The sequence below is a fragment of the Spirosoma humi genome, from assembly GCF_054776575.1.
The window spans coordinates 1,289,533-1,303,826 of sequence record NZ_BAAHBR010000008.1 but is presented as its reverse complement, the minus strand read 5'-3'; the positions used below and the strand labels follow the sequence as shown (position 1 = coordinate 1,303,826).

Annotated in this window: 12 protein-coding genes; 2 read left to right on the top strand and 10 right to left on the bottom strand. The window is 50.4% G+C overall.

All coding sequences use genetic code 11. The annotated features are described in order from the left end of the window. Positions 1-87: 87 nt before the first annotated feature. Positions 88-1,047, bottom strand: coding sequence for a helix-turn-helix transcriptional regulator (locus tag ACYU8Y_RS14140; RefSeq protein ID WP_460938241.1), 960 nt, complete (start codon positions 1,045-1,047; stop codon positions 88-90). A gap of 23 nt (positions 1,048-1,070) precedes the next feature. Here ACYU8Y_RS14140 and ACYU8Y_RS14135 point away from each other — a divergent pair, with 23 nt between their 5' ends. Beyond that, positions 1,071-2,303, top strand: a complete 1,233-nt coding sequence (locus ACYU8Y_RS14135) for an FAD-dependent oxidoreductase (protein WP_460938240.1) — start codon at positions 1,071-1,073, stop codon at positions 2,301-2,303. A gap of 1 nt (position 2,304) precedes the next feature. Here ACYU8Y_RS14135 and ACYU8Y_RS14130 read toward each other — a convergent pair whose 3' ends face one another. From ACYU8Y_RS14130 to ACYU8Y_RS14120, 3 genes are all read right to left on the bottom strand, one after another. Beyond that, the gene (locus tag ACYU8Y_RS14130) at positions 2,305-3,474 is read right to left on the bottom strand and encodes an FAD-dependent oxidoreductase (protein WP_460938238.1); all 1,170 of its coding nucleotides are present in this window, start codon (positions 3,472-3,474) and stop codon (positions 2,305-2,307) included. Positions 3,475-3,547: 73 nt separating this feature from the next. Continuing rightward, positions 3,548-3,973, bottom strand: coding sequence for a VOC family protein (locus tag ACYU8Y_RS14125; RefSeq protein ID WP_460938236.1), 426 nt, complete (start codon positions 3,971-3,973; stop codon positions 3,548-3,550). Positions 3,974-4,029: 56 nt separating this feature from the next. Then, the gene (locus ACYU8Y_RS14120; RefSeq protein WP_460938234.1) at positions 4,030-4,389 is read right to left on the bottom strand and encodes a winged helix-turn-helix transcriptional regulator; all 360 of its coding nucleotides are present in this window, start codon (positions 4,387-4,389) and stop codon (positions 4,030-4,032) included. A gap of 90 nt (positions 4,390-4,479) precedes the next feature. Between ACYU8Y_RS14120 and ACYU8Y_RS14115 the strand changes: the two genes are divergently transcribed. Next, positions 4,480-5,448: an aldo/keto reductase gene (locus tag ACYU8Y_RS14115; RefSeq protein ID WP_460938233.1), complete on the top strand. Its 969-nt coding sequence runs from the start codon at positions 4,480-4,482 to the stop codon at positions 5,446-5,448. A 111-nt stretch (positions 5,449-5,559) separates the two neighbouring features. Here ACYU8Y_RS14115 and ACYU8Y_RS14110 read toward each other — a convergent pair whose 3' ends face one another. The 6 genes from ACYU8Y_RS14110 to ACYU8Y_RS14085 form a co-directional block, all read right to left on the bottom strand. Next, positions 5,560-6,684 (bottom strand): FAD-dependent monooxygenase, encoded by a 1,125-nt coding sequence (locus ACYU8Y_RS14110; protein ID WP_460938231.1) that lies wholly within the window; start codon positions 6,682-6,684, stop codon positions 5,560-5,562. An 81-nt stretch (positions 6,685-6,765) separates the two neighbouring features. Beyond that, positions 6,766-7,623, bottom strand: coding sequence for a helix-turn-helix domain-containing protein (locus ACYU8Y_RS14105; protein WP_460938229.1), 858 nt, complete (start codon positions 7,621-7,623; stop codon positions 6,766-6,768). 36 nt (positions 7,624-7,659) lie between these two features. Next, positions 7,660-8,472, bottom strand: coding sequence for a DUF6597 domain-containing transcriptional factor (locus tag ACYU8Y_RS14100; RefSeq protein WP_460938227.1), 813 nt, complete (start codon positions 8,470-8,472; stop codon positions 7,660-7,662). A gap of 48 nt (positions 8,473-8,520) precedes the next feature. After that, on the bottom strand, positions 8,521-9,129 hold the full coding sequence (locus ACYU8Y_RS14095) for an RNA polymerase sigma factor (protein ID WP_460938225.1): 609 nt from the start codon (positions 9,127-9,129) through the stop codon (positions 8,521-8,523). A 118-nt stretch (positions 9,130-9,247) separates the two neighbouring features. Continuing rightward, positions 9,248-12,631: a VCBS repeat-containing protein gene (locus ACYU8Y_RS14090; RefSeq protein ID WP_460938223.1), complete on the bottom strand. Its 3,384-nt coding sequence runs from the start codon at positions 12,629-12,631 to the stop codon at positions 9,248-9,250. Positions 12,632-12,723: 92 nt separating this feature from the next. Beyond that, on the bottom strand, positions 12,724-14,277 hold the full coding sequence (locus ACYU8Y_RS14085) for a SusD/RagB family nutrient-binding outer membrane lipoprotein (protein WP_460938221.1): 1,554 nt from the start codon (positions 14,275-14,277) through the stop codon (positions 12,724-12,726). Positions 14,278-14,294: the final 17 nt, after the last annotated feature.

Genomic DNA, 14,294 nt, shown 5'->3' with positions numbered 1-14,294 from the left:
TCGGCTTAATGAGTATTTCTACTAGTATCCCAGAAGCCCCATCATTAGGGCATAGGCGCTATATGACCCGCCAGCTCAGCAACCTGGTTAAGTAGTTGAATACTTCTTCGGTTTCAGGCCGATATACTGTTCAAAGACTCTCGAAAAATGACTGAGGTTGGTAAATCCCAACTGATAACCAACTTCAGAGACCGTCAACCCTTTTTCTTTCAATAACCGGGCGGCTTCCTGCATCCGTGCGCCCTGGTAATAGTCGAAGACGCCCTTGCCGAAAGTTTGCCGAAATAGTTTCCGCAGCTTGGGTTCACTCATGCCAGCCTCCCTGGCTAGTGCGGCAATGTGTGGCGGTTCGTCCAAGTGCGCCTGCAACCGTGCTTTGAGGGCATAAATCGCTTTGATATCATCCATGTGCATGCCACTGGTTGGTACGGCCTCCCGCTGTACCAGCAAGGCGAAAATGAAGCACAGCAACTCTTCACACTTCAGTTTGTAATAATGACTCTCGACGCTTTCGGGAATGGGTTGATCCAGCATTTCGTTGGCGGTTCTGATCATTTCGGGTGAAATACCGCTCTCAAACACGAAGTTGCCTTTGGCTTCCAGTATACTTTCCACCACCGGGTGCTGTATGTTCCCGAAAAGTTGACGCAGATACGGTCTTGACACCGCAATCGTTACACTTCCAAAAAATGTGTTTGACGGCATTTCCAGCACGGAAGAAACGGCATGCATGCAGATAAACACATAAGCCCGTTCGGGCGATAGCTGTTTTTCGGGTTGTGTCGGCGAAGCAAAAATGCCACTCAGCAGAAAAATAACGTCGTCCTGCCCGTCAGCCATCACATTCGTCCGTTCAATGAATACCTCCTCGCTGAGGTGATAATTCCGGATCATCATGCGCAGGTCCTTTCCCCACGAAAATCCGGTAATATAGCCCGCCCCCTTGCTCTCAGGGATATCGATAAACCGTCCCCGAACGGTAGCGCCTATTACGCGGCCAAACTCGGCCATGATGCCCGATCCCGTATCTGTAATCGATAGTTTCATTCACGACTATTTTAATAGCATTTATGACTATTTCATCCCTAAAAGTAGCCATAATTTTGCGACATGCCGAACGAAAGGCATTAATCAACAACAAGAAAATGCTAGTAGCGAACAAAAAGATAGCCATTATAGGCGGTGGCCCCGGAGGCTTGACACTCGCCAGACTTTTACAGCGCAAAGGTGTAACGGTAAACGTGTATGAACGAGATGTCAACCGAGACGTGAGGGTGCAGGGAGGAACGCTTGACCTGCATTTTGAATCAGGATTAAAAGCACTTGAGGAAGCAGGTTTGCTGGATGCCTTCAAAGCAACCTACAGACCTGATAACGACAAACTTCGTATCCTTAATGAACATGCAGAAATTTTCCACGACGAACATGACGAAGAATCTACCGGCGATTTTGGAGATGAATGGTTTCGCCCCGAAATCGACCGGGGGCCCCTACGGAATCTTTTACTGGATTCGTTGCAGCCCGGCACCGTTGTCTGGGACAGTCATATTACCTCGCTTGAACGCACGGACAATACGTATCAGCTCATTTTCAAGAACGGCCATACGGCTACAGCCGATATTGTGATTGGCGCAGATGGTGCCAATTCTAAAATTCGTCCATTCGTTACGGCAATCAAACCTTTTTATTCGGGCGTTACCATTCTGGAACGAAATATCGATGACGCGAAGAAGAATGCCCCAACGATTTACGACTTGGTAAAAGGGGGAAAAATCATGGCCTTTGGCGATTCAAAAACAATAACCATGAGTGCCAAAGGCGATGGCAGTCTGGACTTTTACATAGGTTTCAAAACGGATGCCAACTGGGTTACAGAAAGCGGTATCGATTTTAAAAATGAGCAACAGGTTCTGGCATGGTTTAAAAAAGAATATGCTACCTGGGATAGCATCTGGCTCGAATTAGTGGAACACGGCAAAAACCCTTTCACACCAAGACCACTGTACTGTATGCCCCTGGATCAGTCCTGGGAAGCACAACCAAACATAACCCTGCTTGGCGATGCCGCCCACGTAATGCCACCCTACGCCGGCGAGGGCGTCAATATGGCCATGCTCGACGCGCTGGAGTTAAGCGACAGCCTGACGAGCGAAACGTTCGCTGATGTTAAATCCGCAATTGCACATTATGAAAAACAGATGTTTACCAGATTCGCCGAAGTAGGCAAGGAAACGCTGGATAACACCGACTGGATGCACTCCCCTGTCGCATTGAGCAACATAGTCAACATGTTCAGCAAATGAATCACCGATACAAGTTTCGGAATGAAAAGTCAGGATCACGCATCTCAATTTCATTCCGGCTTGTCTCCAATTGGGCGGCTGTGGCATAAACAAGCATTTGTTGTTCATAGTCGCCGATAGCCGCTTCGATGGTTGCAAATTTTCCGTTAGTCAGGTTGTTAGACAAGATCAAAGCGTCTTTTAAGCCGGTATTCACTCCCTGTCCGGCAAAGGGCGGCATGATGTGGGCGGCATCGCCAACCAGCGTTATCGGCAACGGGCGATTCGTTTTCCAGGGTTTATCCAACGGTATTTTTCTCGTTGGCCAGATAACAAACGAAGCGGTTGCGCGGAACAATTGATGGTAGCGTTCATCCCAATCCGCGAACCGATCCAGGAGGAACGTAATCAGGCTGTCTGTACTCGGACCGGCAGCGCCGTTTTCGGGACGCCAGGTTAACGGCGTTTTAAACATTACGCTGTAGCTCAACAGGCCACCATTTCGGGGGTTCGCAACGACTACATTGCCTTTGCTGGCAGTCATTAGTATACTATCGTTGCACAGTTGGTAAAACCCGGCGCAGGTCTTTTCCGGTTGGGGTACTTCGCCCTGTAAAATCAGCGTTCCGGTATAATCGATTTCGGCCTCCGTAACGTGTTTTCTCGCGGTAGACATCCCTCCATTCGCGCCGATGACAAGGTCGGCCGTTGCTGTCACATCCCTGTCGAAATGCAGCCGCCATGTCCCGTTGTGTGCTTCGAGGCCGGTAAATTTTCTGTCCCAGACAACGGTATCGCTGGCTAAACTGTCGAGCAACAATTGTCGTAAATCGGTCCTGTTGATCTCGGGGGCATCATACTGGTCTTCGGGGGTAGGCTTTTTAGCAAACAATACATGGCCGTATTCGTCGGCCACGGTTCTTCCCATGGGAATTGCCAGCGCATAGTACCGTTCCAGCAAGCCCGCTTCCTGGAGGGCGTCCTGGCCGGACCCTTTATGCAGGTCGAGCGTGCCGCCCGAAACTCTGGTCCCTGCGTCTTTATCTCGTTCGTAAACGATTACGTCTACGCCTTTTTGCTGTAGTAATCTTGCCAGGGTTAGACCAACGGGTCCTGCACCGAGGATGGCTACCTTTTTGTTGTTCAGTAACATGATTTTGCATTGTGTCAGTACAGTGCAAAATTCGGGCATGCGCCAGCCTCAGGCTTGTATAAACGCGACAAAATCGTCATTTGAACCCAACCAACGTATCATTCCATAACGACTAAGGCTCCCATAATTCAATCTTGTTGCCCTCAGCATCCATAATATGGACAAATTTCCCATACGCATAGGTGGCAATGCTGTCGAGTACGGTTACCCCGTTTTCTTTGAGTTTATCGACCAGCCCTTCAATATTCTGAACCCGGTAATTGATCATAAACTCTTTTTGGGACGGAGCAAAATAATCATCGCCCGTTTTGAAAGGGCTCCACTGCAGCGAATCGACCTGGTCAGGATTGTGTATATTTCTGGATTCAAAGCTGGCCGAACCCCACGCGTTGATATCGAACCCTAAATTTTTGGCATACCAGTCTTTCGTTTCCTGCAGATTGTCGGAGAAAAAGAAAATACCGCCAATTCCCGTCACCTTCGGAGTTGTATCAACGGGTGCAGTTGCGTTGTCTGATCGCTTGTTTTGGTCTTCCATCGTGCCTGTTTATTATCGACTCTAAGATAAGTAAATTATTACCAGACACGCTGCACTTACCGAAAATCGGGCGATTGAAGTACGGGCTCTAGCTGGTCACGGTGCGTTTCGCCCCAACGCGCGGCAATTTCGATTACCGGCACCAGCGTTTCGCCCAAAGGGGTTAGCTCATACACCACTTTGGATGGTCGCTGATCAAAAATCGTTTTGACCAGGATCCCCTGATCCGTCAGTTGTTTCAGTTGCGTATCCAGCAGCCGCCTGGAAGCTTTGGGAATATGGCGCTGCAACTCACCCGGTCTATTAATGCCCGAGTGTATGCACCAGATTAGGTTGATTTTCCATTTCCCGTTCATCACTTCCATGAACAGGTGCAGGCCGCAGTCCAGCTCTACAGGCAATTTTCGTTCGTACATCCTGCAAATCTCACCAATTCTGTTATTTTTTTGATACGGCTGAATTTAGCCGTACTTGATCCGATCAGGATAGCCATTGACCTTTGGTGTATGAACTATAAACTATTTGGCACACACACCGGCTTGCCCGTGAGCGAACTCGCCTTGGGTGCCGCCAGTTTGGGCAGTCGTAGAGGCTACGGTGCTGCGCCCGACGATATTCAGAAAATTTTGGCCGCGTATGCCGATGCGGGCGGCAATTTTATCGATGTGGCCGATCAGTACCAACTTGGCGAAGCGGAAGAGATCATTGGGGAATTTATAGCCTCACAACGTCATAAGTTCATCGTCTGTACCAAGTACACCCGAAGCAGTGAACTGGAGCCGTTGCCCGCCAACGAAGGCAACCATCGGAAAGCGATGCGGCAAGCTGTCGAAGCCAGTTTGAAACGGCTGCGAACAGACTATATTGACCTATACATGCCCCATTATGACGACGGGCGAACGCCTGTTGACGAAATCGCACGTGGACTCGAAGACCTGGTTACATCCGGCAAAGTTTTATATGCAGGTCTGGCAAACTTTCCGGCCTGGAAAGCGGCTGCCATTGCCCGCACGATGCCGTTGAGCGCCTTGCAAATTGAATACAATCTGGCCCAACGAACAGCCGACCGGGAATTGATGCCTATGGCTCAGTACTTTGGCCTGGGCACCATGCTTTATTCACCTTTGGCGGGTGGACTGCTCACGGGCAAATACCGCCAGGGGGCAACAGGGCGACTCACCCGGTCTACTCCTGAAAGATATGAGGAGAACGCGGGTACCAAAGCCATACTTGACGAACTGACATTGATCGCTGCCGAAGTTGACGCAACACCTGGTCAGATAGCGTTAAGATGGACGATGACCAAAAACTGTTTCCCGATCGTTGGTGCCAGAACCCCTGCTCACATCGCGGAAAGCCTAAAGGCGCTATCGCTCCAGCTAAGTCCCGATCAGCTTGCCCGCCTGGATGCTGTCAGCGCAGTAGCTATGGGCTACCCTCATGATCTGCTCAGAACAGTGCAGAAAGTTTATTAATGCGTTTCCGTAGCGTCTGTCTTTCGACTGGCGTTTTTTTACTCTAATTCACACGGCGCTATTCCTTGGTAACAGGCCATTCCGTTGATCCGCTTAGCAGGTATAGGTATGTTAAAAAGCAGTTGTCTGTGTGTTTCTTTTGCGAATAGCCTCCTCGGTTCTTGGAATAAACGACTCTCTGGCATTCAATTCGGCGGTGGCCTGAACGTCTTCGATGAACGGGCGTAACTGTTTGTCATAATCCGGAAACGCCAACTCAAAATTTCCGTTGTGTTTTTGCAAGGCATCCGCCACGGCTGCCGCTCCATTCATGGCCAAGGATCCACCCATTCCCGCAGCGGGTGAAGCGCAATAGGCGGCATCGCCAACCAGCGCCACTCTGCCCTTGGTCCACAACGGCATTTTTATTTGGCAGAATTTATCGAAATAAAACTTTCCCGACTGCTGCACTTCATCCAGTAATTCGGCAGTTCGCCAACCCTGTCCGGCAAACTGCGCTAAAATAATTTTTCGTTGCTGCTCGGTATCGCGATAATCGTAGGGAATTTCTTTTTCCGTATGGAAACAAAAAATAACGTCGGTCTTATTGTTGTAGGCATTCAGCATAATGGCCTTACCCGGCACATTATACAGCTGCATTGTTTTCTCCTTTATCAACAATTTATTCACAATCGTAAGCGAAAAATAGGCTTCGAGAAAATGGTTGTATTCCGTCTCGTGGCCAAACCAGATTTTACGTACACCCGAATGAATTCCATCGCAGCCAAACACCAGATGAAAGGCGTGCTGTGAGCCATCTTTAAACGTGACATTTATATCGTCGTTTGTTTCGTTTAAATCCGTGATGCTGTTGTTAAAAATAAAGTCAACATCATTTTTCAATTGCGTATATAAAACGCCTACAAATTTATCCCGTTCAATTTCGATTTCATTATCGGGAAGTTCGTCGCCCTCATTTGTTAGTAAAATCGAACCTTCGGTACGATCATCGGCATTTTTGAATTCGATCTTTTCTACATACAGCCGGTGCGATTTTAATTGGTCAAAAATGCCCATCCGTTTAACAATAGCTATGGTGTCGCCACGCAGGTCAACGGCCGCACCGTTGGTTCGGGGCTCATTGGCCATTTCAATAACGGTTACTTTATAGCCTAACCGGTTCATCCAATAGGCGGTCGAAAGGCCGGCGATGCTTGCCCCCGAAACGAGTACTTTTTTCTCTTTGAACGATTCCATTTCCGATACTTTTTTACTTGACGATGCAAAGCAACGGCGTATAGAAAGGCTAAAAAACGGCAATACAAGGTATGTATTGGACTAATCGCGGTTTTTATTCCGGAACGCCAAAGCGGTCATTCCGGTGACTTTGGTGAACAGTCGGGAGAAGTACGGGTAATCGTCGTAGCCCAGTTCAGATGCAATTTCTTTCACCGATTTATCAGAATGATAGAGCCATCGTTTTGCTTCCAGCATGACGCGTTCCTGTATGTGATGCGAAACGGAATAGCCGGTTGTGTTTTTTACACATTCGTTTAGGTAAGCGGTAGATATATTTAATTTTTGGGCGTAGGCCGCCGGGCGTTTTTCAGTAGTGTAGCTAGATTCCAGTAGTTCCCGAAAGGCTTTGGTAATGCTATCAAACCGCGAAAGTTTATCTGCTGGTTTTGATTCGGTTAAATACTGTGAAACAACGAAGGCAATCAACGCATTGCAACTATCTCTTAATAAGGAATAGTATAGTTTATCCGTTTTCCGTTCAGAAAATTTCAGAACTACCGATATCGCTTCGGATAAAACAGAAAATGTTTCTTTCGTTAATGCCAGCGGTTTCGCGGGCGTGATTTCATCTAATAACGTGCGATAGTCGGGATGTAGATTTTCATTATTGATGGCCCAACTGCTAACGACTACATTGTCAAATCCGGTGATAAGATGCACCTGATCAGGATGCATGTAGATAACAGACGGAGATTCGATTTGATACGTCTGGAAATCAATTTCAAGGGTTACCGTTCCACGTTCGAGTAAAAAAAATGAATGGCGATCGTGCCGATGGGGCTGCTTTTCTTCTTTGAAAATTTGTAAATGGTTGATCGCTATTTTTTCAATGGAGATACCCCCACCGAAATCATCGGCCATCGTATTTACAGGAATGGATGTTGTCTTTTTAGGCATGCTCTATTCAGTTCAAAGTCCCTGACGGCTCCGGTGTCAGGCCTGTACGAACGCAACTAAATCGGCGCGAATACCCTGTTTCGTTGCTTTTCGCGCGAATGCCGCTGGCGTACTGCCACTGTAGCGCTTGAATTCCCGGCTCAGGTGCGATTGGTCCGTATACCCCAGTTCGTGCGCTAAACCAGCAAGGTTGGTATCCGGATGAAGCCATAGATGGTTTCGTACCTGCTCAAAGCGCATCAGGCCAGACACGTCTTTGACCGTGTGACCGGACGATTGCCTGAACTTTCGTTCCAGCGTACGAACCGTCGCGTGGGCCGCCGTGGCTACCTGGCTTACCGGTATGGTGCCGTTTGCTTCGCTCATCGCCACACCCGCTTTGACCAGAATACTGTCAGTAGCAATCCCCGACTGTACCTCCAGAAAATACTGTTTCAACTGCACTACGGCGTCCTCTATCCTACCAGCATTGATGTACGCGTCCAACATCGGTTGAAGCCGGGCAATCGGATGCTTAAGTAAGCGTACTCCGTCTTTGCCGGACGGCAGTCCGAGCAGGTCGAATACGGTCCAGGGAAAGCATCGGACACCAATGATTTCCAGGCGGTTTTTCGTGTAAAAAACAACCGGCTGATTGAGCAGGCCGATCAGAAACGGTGAGGGCAATGGCTGCATGTGTCCCTTGTCAGAAAGGCTACAGCCACTCCCGAAATGAAAAATCAGTTCAGCGTAGCCATCGGGAACTACCTCAAAGCCCACCTGTTGTTCTCCGAAGTCTTTTGTGTTATACCAAAAGCATTTTATGGTATTCCGTAATTCTTCAGGCGGTTCAAATTCCAGGTGCTGCATGGTGAAAGATAGGCATGTCTGCTACGCGAACTACGTGGCGCTACCGGATTAAAGCAGTGGAAAAGTAAAAACCAGCCAGTAGGTATAAAAAGCGACCTGACTTTTGAGCGCACTAAGGGCTTTGTAGAGCAAGTTGGCCACAGACTGCCGGTTGATTTCCATTAATTCAGCAATCTGGTCGTTTTCCAGTCCGTTGTAAAACTTAAGAAAAACAACCTCCTGCTGGCGTTTGGGCAGGGTGTTGATGGCCTGCCGAACCTTGAGTTGACTTTCTGAGTCGGCCTCTCCCTGCTCGATCTGTGTTTCGATCGTCTGCCAGTCCGATAGTTCGCTTACTTCCGGGCTATTCAGCGACGATTGAACGGGCTTACTCCGTCGGAATTCCTGAACAAGCTGATTACGAAGCGACTTGAACAAATAAATTGATACATATTGAATCGTGATCGCCGTTCGCTTCTCCCAAATGCGAATAAATATCTCCTGAATTGAATCCTTTATAAAATCACGATCATCGGTAAAGTTAGTGGCATAGGCAAACAAAGCCCTGTACTGTCTCTCGGCCAGTTGACAAAAAGCAGCTTTATCGCCGGTTTTTGCTTGCTGCCAGAGGGCCAGTAAGTAGTCGTTCTCTTCGATTATGCGGTGCCGCTGATCCAAAATACCTGTTTGAGTAAGGAAAAATAACAGTTAAATTCAGAAAAACATAAGCTGGTGCGTACGGATAGCCAGACCACCCGACACATCGACAGGAATCCTGTACGGGCAACCTGCCGATTCACTTCACAAGCGCAAATACCCGTACCGCTTTGCCAGTAGCACCTGCGAGTAGCTCGGTGCGGCCAGCCACAGTCACCGGAACGAGGTCACGAATATCGCCATCCCACAGTAGGCCCGACTGGTCCATCGGTAGGTAGATAAAACGGCCTTTCCCCTGATTCAGAAATAACTGGCCCCGATTGGCGTCATCCTTTCCCAACCGAACCCGGTTATACTCGCGGTTGCCCCCAATGATCAGGTCTGGCAACCCATCGTGATTGACATCAACAGCCGCCAGCGCGTAGGCCGGGGCCACCTGCGCTTCAGGGGGTAGCGGCTGTTTGATAAACCGGGGACTTTTGCCTCCGCTGTTACGAAAGAAGACGGTTTGCAGCGTAGTTGCGTCAAGTTTTTCGGCTCGTTTCAGTTCGTCGGGATCAAACAGATCCGTAATGGTTGCCTTCGAGTAACTCGTATAATCCGTAAATTTTTTGCGCAGGTTCACAACCTGGTCGAGCATCTCGTCGCGGGCATTGAACGGATGGGGCTGCCGGTCTGCCCTGTTATTCCGGTCGTATCCTGCCAGAACCGGCAACAGGGCACCGGCTACATTTTTAATACCATACAGGGTCAATGGCCTGTCCGTCGTCGCCTGAAGCTGGCTATTCAGCCCGGCGTTTGCGGCAATAATGTCGGGTTTACCATCCTTGTCGAAATCCTGCACCAACAACCGATTCCAGCAGCCGGTTGTAGCGGGCAGTACCGGATCAAGTACCGTTGCTTTCCCATTCGGAAACGAAACAAGCTGAATGGGGCCAAAGTCAGTAGCTGCAATCAACTCCGGACGGCCATCACCCGTAAGATTGGCAAAGGCGGCATCCGTCACCATACCGAGTTGAGTTAGGGCCGGTTGCTGGCTCGTCACATCCGAAAAATGCCCTTTCCCGTCGTTCAGCAAGAGATGGCTAACAGGAATTTCGGGGTAACGCCCCGGCACAACCCGTGCTCCAACGAAGAGGTCACGGTCACCATCGCCATCCATATCCGCCGAACGAACACAGGACGCACTCACCCGAACATCGGGAAAGGCCGTTGCTTTCGTCAGGTGTCCTTTCCCATCATTCAGGTACAGACGAACCCGCAGACGAGGGTCATCGATGGGCAGTTCGTACCCGGCACTGGCTACAACCAGGTCCAGGTCTTTATCACCGTCCACATCGAGCCAGTCCGCACCGGCATCTTCGTAGGCACGGTCGGCCAGCAGGGCTGGTTGAGGGCTGGGTGTAAACCCACTGGCTCCAGCCAGAAACAGTTGCCCCCCCTGCCCTCGTCCTCCCCCCGCAAACACATCGTCGCGCCCGTCACCGTTCGCATCGCCAACGGCAAAATAGGGGCCCGTTGGCGAAAGCATATAGGGCAGCAAGGGCTGAATTTTGAAATCATTGACGGCAGGCTGCTGGTGCGTCCAGGCCAGCCCACCGGTAGCCTGCCAGAACGGCTTAGGCAAGGCATCCGGCTGGTAATCAGCCGTCGGGGCGTAGGTAACGGTGAGTTGACTATTCTGTCCCTTGCCCAGACTTGCCGAGCGGATAAGCTGTGTTTTTCCATCAGCCCACCGAATCCGTATCGAGTCGATGGAAGTAGCCTTACCCAGTCCGAACAGCAACGGCCCATACATAGCCGACTGAAATCCGCGCACTGGCATAAACTCCTGCACCTGCATCCGACCACTCGCCCAGACGGTTGCCCGTGCGCCCATCAGTTGCCCCTGGTTAGGACTTTTTAGTTGCAGAATCAGGTGATGATTCTGCCCGTTCGTATCCGCGTGGTTTTCATAAACGCTCGCTTCGGCATTTACGTTGTTGATCACCAGATCCAGATCACCATCATTGTCCAGATCAGCGTATACAGCCCCATTCGATTGATCTTTCTCGTCAAAACCCCAGGCAGTGGTTTCGTTGGAAAAGGTGAACGGTCCCGCCAACGTGTCAGATTTCGAATCACCGAAGCGATTTCGGTAGATGAAATTTGGCTCGTCGATACTGGGCATTTTGGCGATCACGGCCAACGGGTCCGACGAGCTGGCAGACTGCCCCGTCTGACGAGCTTTCAATTGCTCATCCACCGTAAATTTCAGAAACTCCATGTTGGTATAATCGCGGGCATAGCCGTTGCTCACAAACAGGTCTTTCCAGCCATCATTATCAAAATCGGCGAACAGGCCCGCCCAGCTCCAGTCGGTGTTGGAAATGCCCGCCATCTGACCTATTTCGCTGAACACAGGAATGGCAACCCCTGAACCGCCGGTTTTTTCTTCACCCACGTTCAACTGGAGCATGTTGCGCATCGTCTGATGGTGGAAACCGGAACGCAGCAGTTGAGCATACTTATCGTAATTATCATCACCCGACGTCAGTTTGATGCGTTCGTTTCGTTCGGGAAGCATGTCCAGCGTCATCAGATCGATACGACCATCGTTGTTTACATCGGCCGCATCGGAGCCCATCGAGTATAGGGATGTATGCCCCATCGACTCCCGCACAACCTCTTTGAAGGCCGGACCGGCACCGCCCTGTTGGTTGATGTACAGGTAGTCGTTTTCGTTGTAATCGTTCGAGACATAGAAATCGAGCCAGCCGTCGTTGTTGAAATCGCTGACAGCTACCGCCAGTCCAAAGCTCAACACGTTGGATGTCAACCCGGCAGCAACCGACACATCGACAAATTTACCATTCTGATTCTGGTACAGCTTGCTGGAATAGTTGGCGTTCGTCTGCTGTTTATAATCGCTGATCATCCGGCTAAACCCGGCATATTCCTGCACCGAATGATTTAGCAGAAAGCAGTCCAGATCGCCATCCCGGTCATAATCGAAGAAGGCGGCCTGGGTTGAGTACGCAGAATCATCGAGGCCATATTCGGCGGCTTTTTCGGTAAACGTTAAATTCTTATTGTTGATAAAAAGGAGATTCCGGCGCAGTCGGGCATCCGTTGCCGCCGATCGGCAAACGTAAATATCCAGCCAACCGTCGGCATTGATATCGACGACCGAGACACCGGTATTCCAGCCCTCGGCGGCACCGACTCCGGCTTTGTCGGTAATGTCGGCGAAGGTCAATTTGCCGGAGCCGGCTTCGGTCTTGTTCAGGTAGAGCTTGTTGGCGTTCAGATTGCCCGTGAAGTATAAATCCACCAGGCCGTCGTTATTAAAGTCGGCAGCGGCCACGCCCCCGCCGTTGTAGAAATAGCCGTACTTCAGCACGTTGAATTCGGGCGCTTCCTGCAGTGAATTTTTAAACGTGATGTTGGTTTGGGAGGCCGGTAGTTTTTCAAACAGCGTATCCTGCTTGCCGCAGGATGCGAAGAGCAGGACAAGTATAGGTACGAAAAAAATCGTCTTCATAAAGGCAGTACCTGGCTACGATGGAGCAGAAAGGACGAAAGCGGACGAATCATCGCCCGCTTTCGCGACCTCTCAGGTAAAAATAAGGGCATTTAGTTTTTATCCCACCATAAGGGCGTGGTCACTTTGTCGGGGCCGCCGATCAGCGATTCCGCTTTCTTGGCTTCTACCGCGTTGGTTTGCTGCTCAACCAGCAGAATTGGAATCCGGCGCAATACACCACCCGCCGGAATGTCTGGATTATCCGAGTTCACAACCGGGTATAGTTTCGGAAAGCGTGTCCGACGATATTCGGCCCAGCCTTCAAACCCATCCGGGAAAATGGCCAGCCATTTCTGGGTGCCGATCTGCTCCCGTTGTATGGCTTCGGTACTTCCCCAGGCAACCGGAATGTTGCTGAGCGGTGCCGATTTCAGGAAATCGTTTGGTGCAACGGGCGTTTTCGTGCTGGTCTGGTAGGCCGCGATAGCCGCAGCATCAGATACACCCCATTGAGCCATAGACATGGCGATGCCTTTGTTATAGAAATCCTTCGCCGTTCCGCCCATGTTCCAGCCATTGAGGGCTCCTTCAGCGCGGAGGAAATACGACTCGGCAGTGGCCATTACGTTCTGGGGCGTCGCCAGTCCCGTTGATGTCCAGCGTTGCCCGACGTGCGAGTTATAGTCGGCTGTGTTAACGGTTTCGGTTAGCTGCGTCGTAGCCAGACCATTCCGCAAGCCCTCGTAGGTATTGGTTTTCACCGCAGGCAGAAAATAGGTTGGCATCCGTGGGTCTTCATAGCCTTTCAGCACCGATTCCATAGCCGCGCTCATCCGAAACTCGTTCCAGTCCGACATGATCGAGAGACCATTCCCGTCGTTTCCTTTTGTGCTACGCTGTACCAGGGCGTCGTCGTCGGGGCTGGTGGTCAGGACGCCCCCGGCCACAGCCGCTTCAGCTTCTGATTTAGCCCGCGTAGGATCAACTTTCGAGATGCGCATGGCTAACCGAAGCCGAAGTGTATTGGCGAACTTGAGCCATTTGCTGGCGTCGCCACCATACATCAAATCGAAGGCACCGAATGGTTTTTCAGTTGTTTTAGCTTTCAGTACCGTGGTAGCAGCGGCTAATCGTTTGAAAAAATCATCGTAGATTTTATCCTGTGCGTCATATGCTACGGCTGTTGCAGGCTCGCCTGCTTTGAAATATGGAATTGGCCCAACCTGATCCGTCCAGCGGTGAAATGTGTAGACCCACCAGATACTAGCCAGCGCATACTCCGCCGAATTGGGATCGGTGCTCGACATGATGGTTTTCAACTGAGGCACGACCTCGGTGTACATCTGCGTCCAGGGGCCCTGTAACCAGTCCATCCGGATCACGAATCGGTCGGACGGGAAATACGTGGCGACACAGGCAAAATACTGTGCGTACTGGTCGGAAAAGAGGTTCTGGCCTACCTGGTACGTGTACTGGCTCAAAATACCGGCCGACTGTGCTTTCGAAAACAGATACGGTACCTCACCCGCGCCAATGACCGTTATCTTGGTTTTGTTGGTATTGATCTCATCAAAATTGTTGGTACAGCCGGCAGCCCAGAATAAGGGAGTCGCCAGGCCAGCCGCCAGGATTGTCCTCCGTAAGCGCATTTTATAAGAAGTCATATTGACGGTAGTTTCGA

What these genes read in the sequence shown, in the direction of transcription:
- ACYU8Y_RS14085 (WP_460938221.1), bottom strand. Translation starts at nt 14,277, where the DNA reads ATGACTTCTTATAAAATGCGCTTACGGAGGACAATCCTGGCGGCTGGC.
- ACYU8Y_RS14105 (WP_460938229.1), bottom strand. Translation starts at nt 7,623, where the DNA reads ATGCCTAAAAAGACAACATCCATTCCTGTAAATACGATGGCCGATGAT.
- ACYU8Y_RS14090 (WP_460938223.1), bottom strand. Translation starts at nt 12,631, where the DNA reads ATGAAGACGATTTTTTTCGTACCTATACTTGTCCTGCTCTTCGCATCC.
- ACYU8Y_RS14140 (WP_460938241.1), bottom strand. Translation starts at nt 1,047, where the DNA reads ATGAAACTATCGATTACAGATACGGGATCGGGCATCATGGCCGAGTTT.
- ACYU8Y_RS14100 (WP_460938227.1), bottom strand. Translation starts at nt 8,472, where the DNA reads ATGCAGCACCTGGAATTTGAACCGCCTGAAGAATTACGGAATACCATA.
- ACYU8Y_RS14120 (WP_460938234.1), bottom strand. Translation starts at nt 4,389, where the DNA reads ATGTACGAACGAAAATTGCCTGTAGAGCTGGACTGCGGCCTGCACCTG.
- ACYU8Y_RS14115 (WP_460938233.1), top strand. Translation starts at nt 4,480, where the DNA reads ATGAACTATAAACTATTTGGCACACACACCGGCTTGCCCGTGAGCGAA.
- ACYU8Y_RS14135 (WP_460938240.1), top strand. Translation starts at nt 1,071, where the DNA reads ATGACTATTTCATCCCTAAAAGTAGCCATAATTTTGCGACATGCCGAA.
- ACYU8Y_RS14125 (WP_460938236.1), bottom strand. Translation starts at nt 3,973, where the DNA reads ATGGAAGACCAAAACAAGCGATCAGACAACGCAACTGCACCCGTTGAT.
- ACYU8Y_RS14130 (WP_460938238.1), bottom strand. Translation starts at nt 3,474, where the DNA reads ATGCCCGAATTTTGCACTGTACTGACACAATGCAAAATCATGTTACTG.
- ACYU8Y_RS14110 (WP_460938231.1), bottom strand. Translation starts at nt 6,684, where the DNA reads ATGGAATCGTTCAAAGAGAAAAAAGTACTCGTTTCGGGGGCAAGCATC.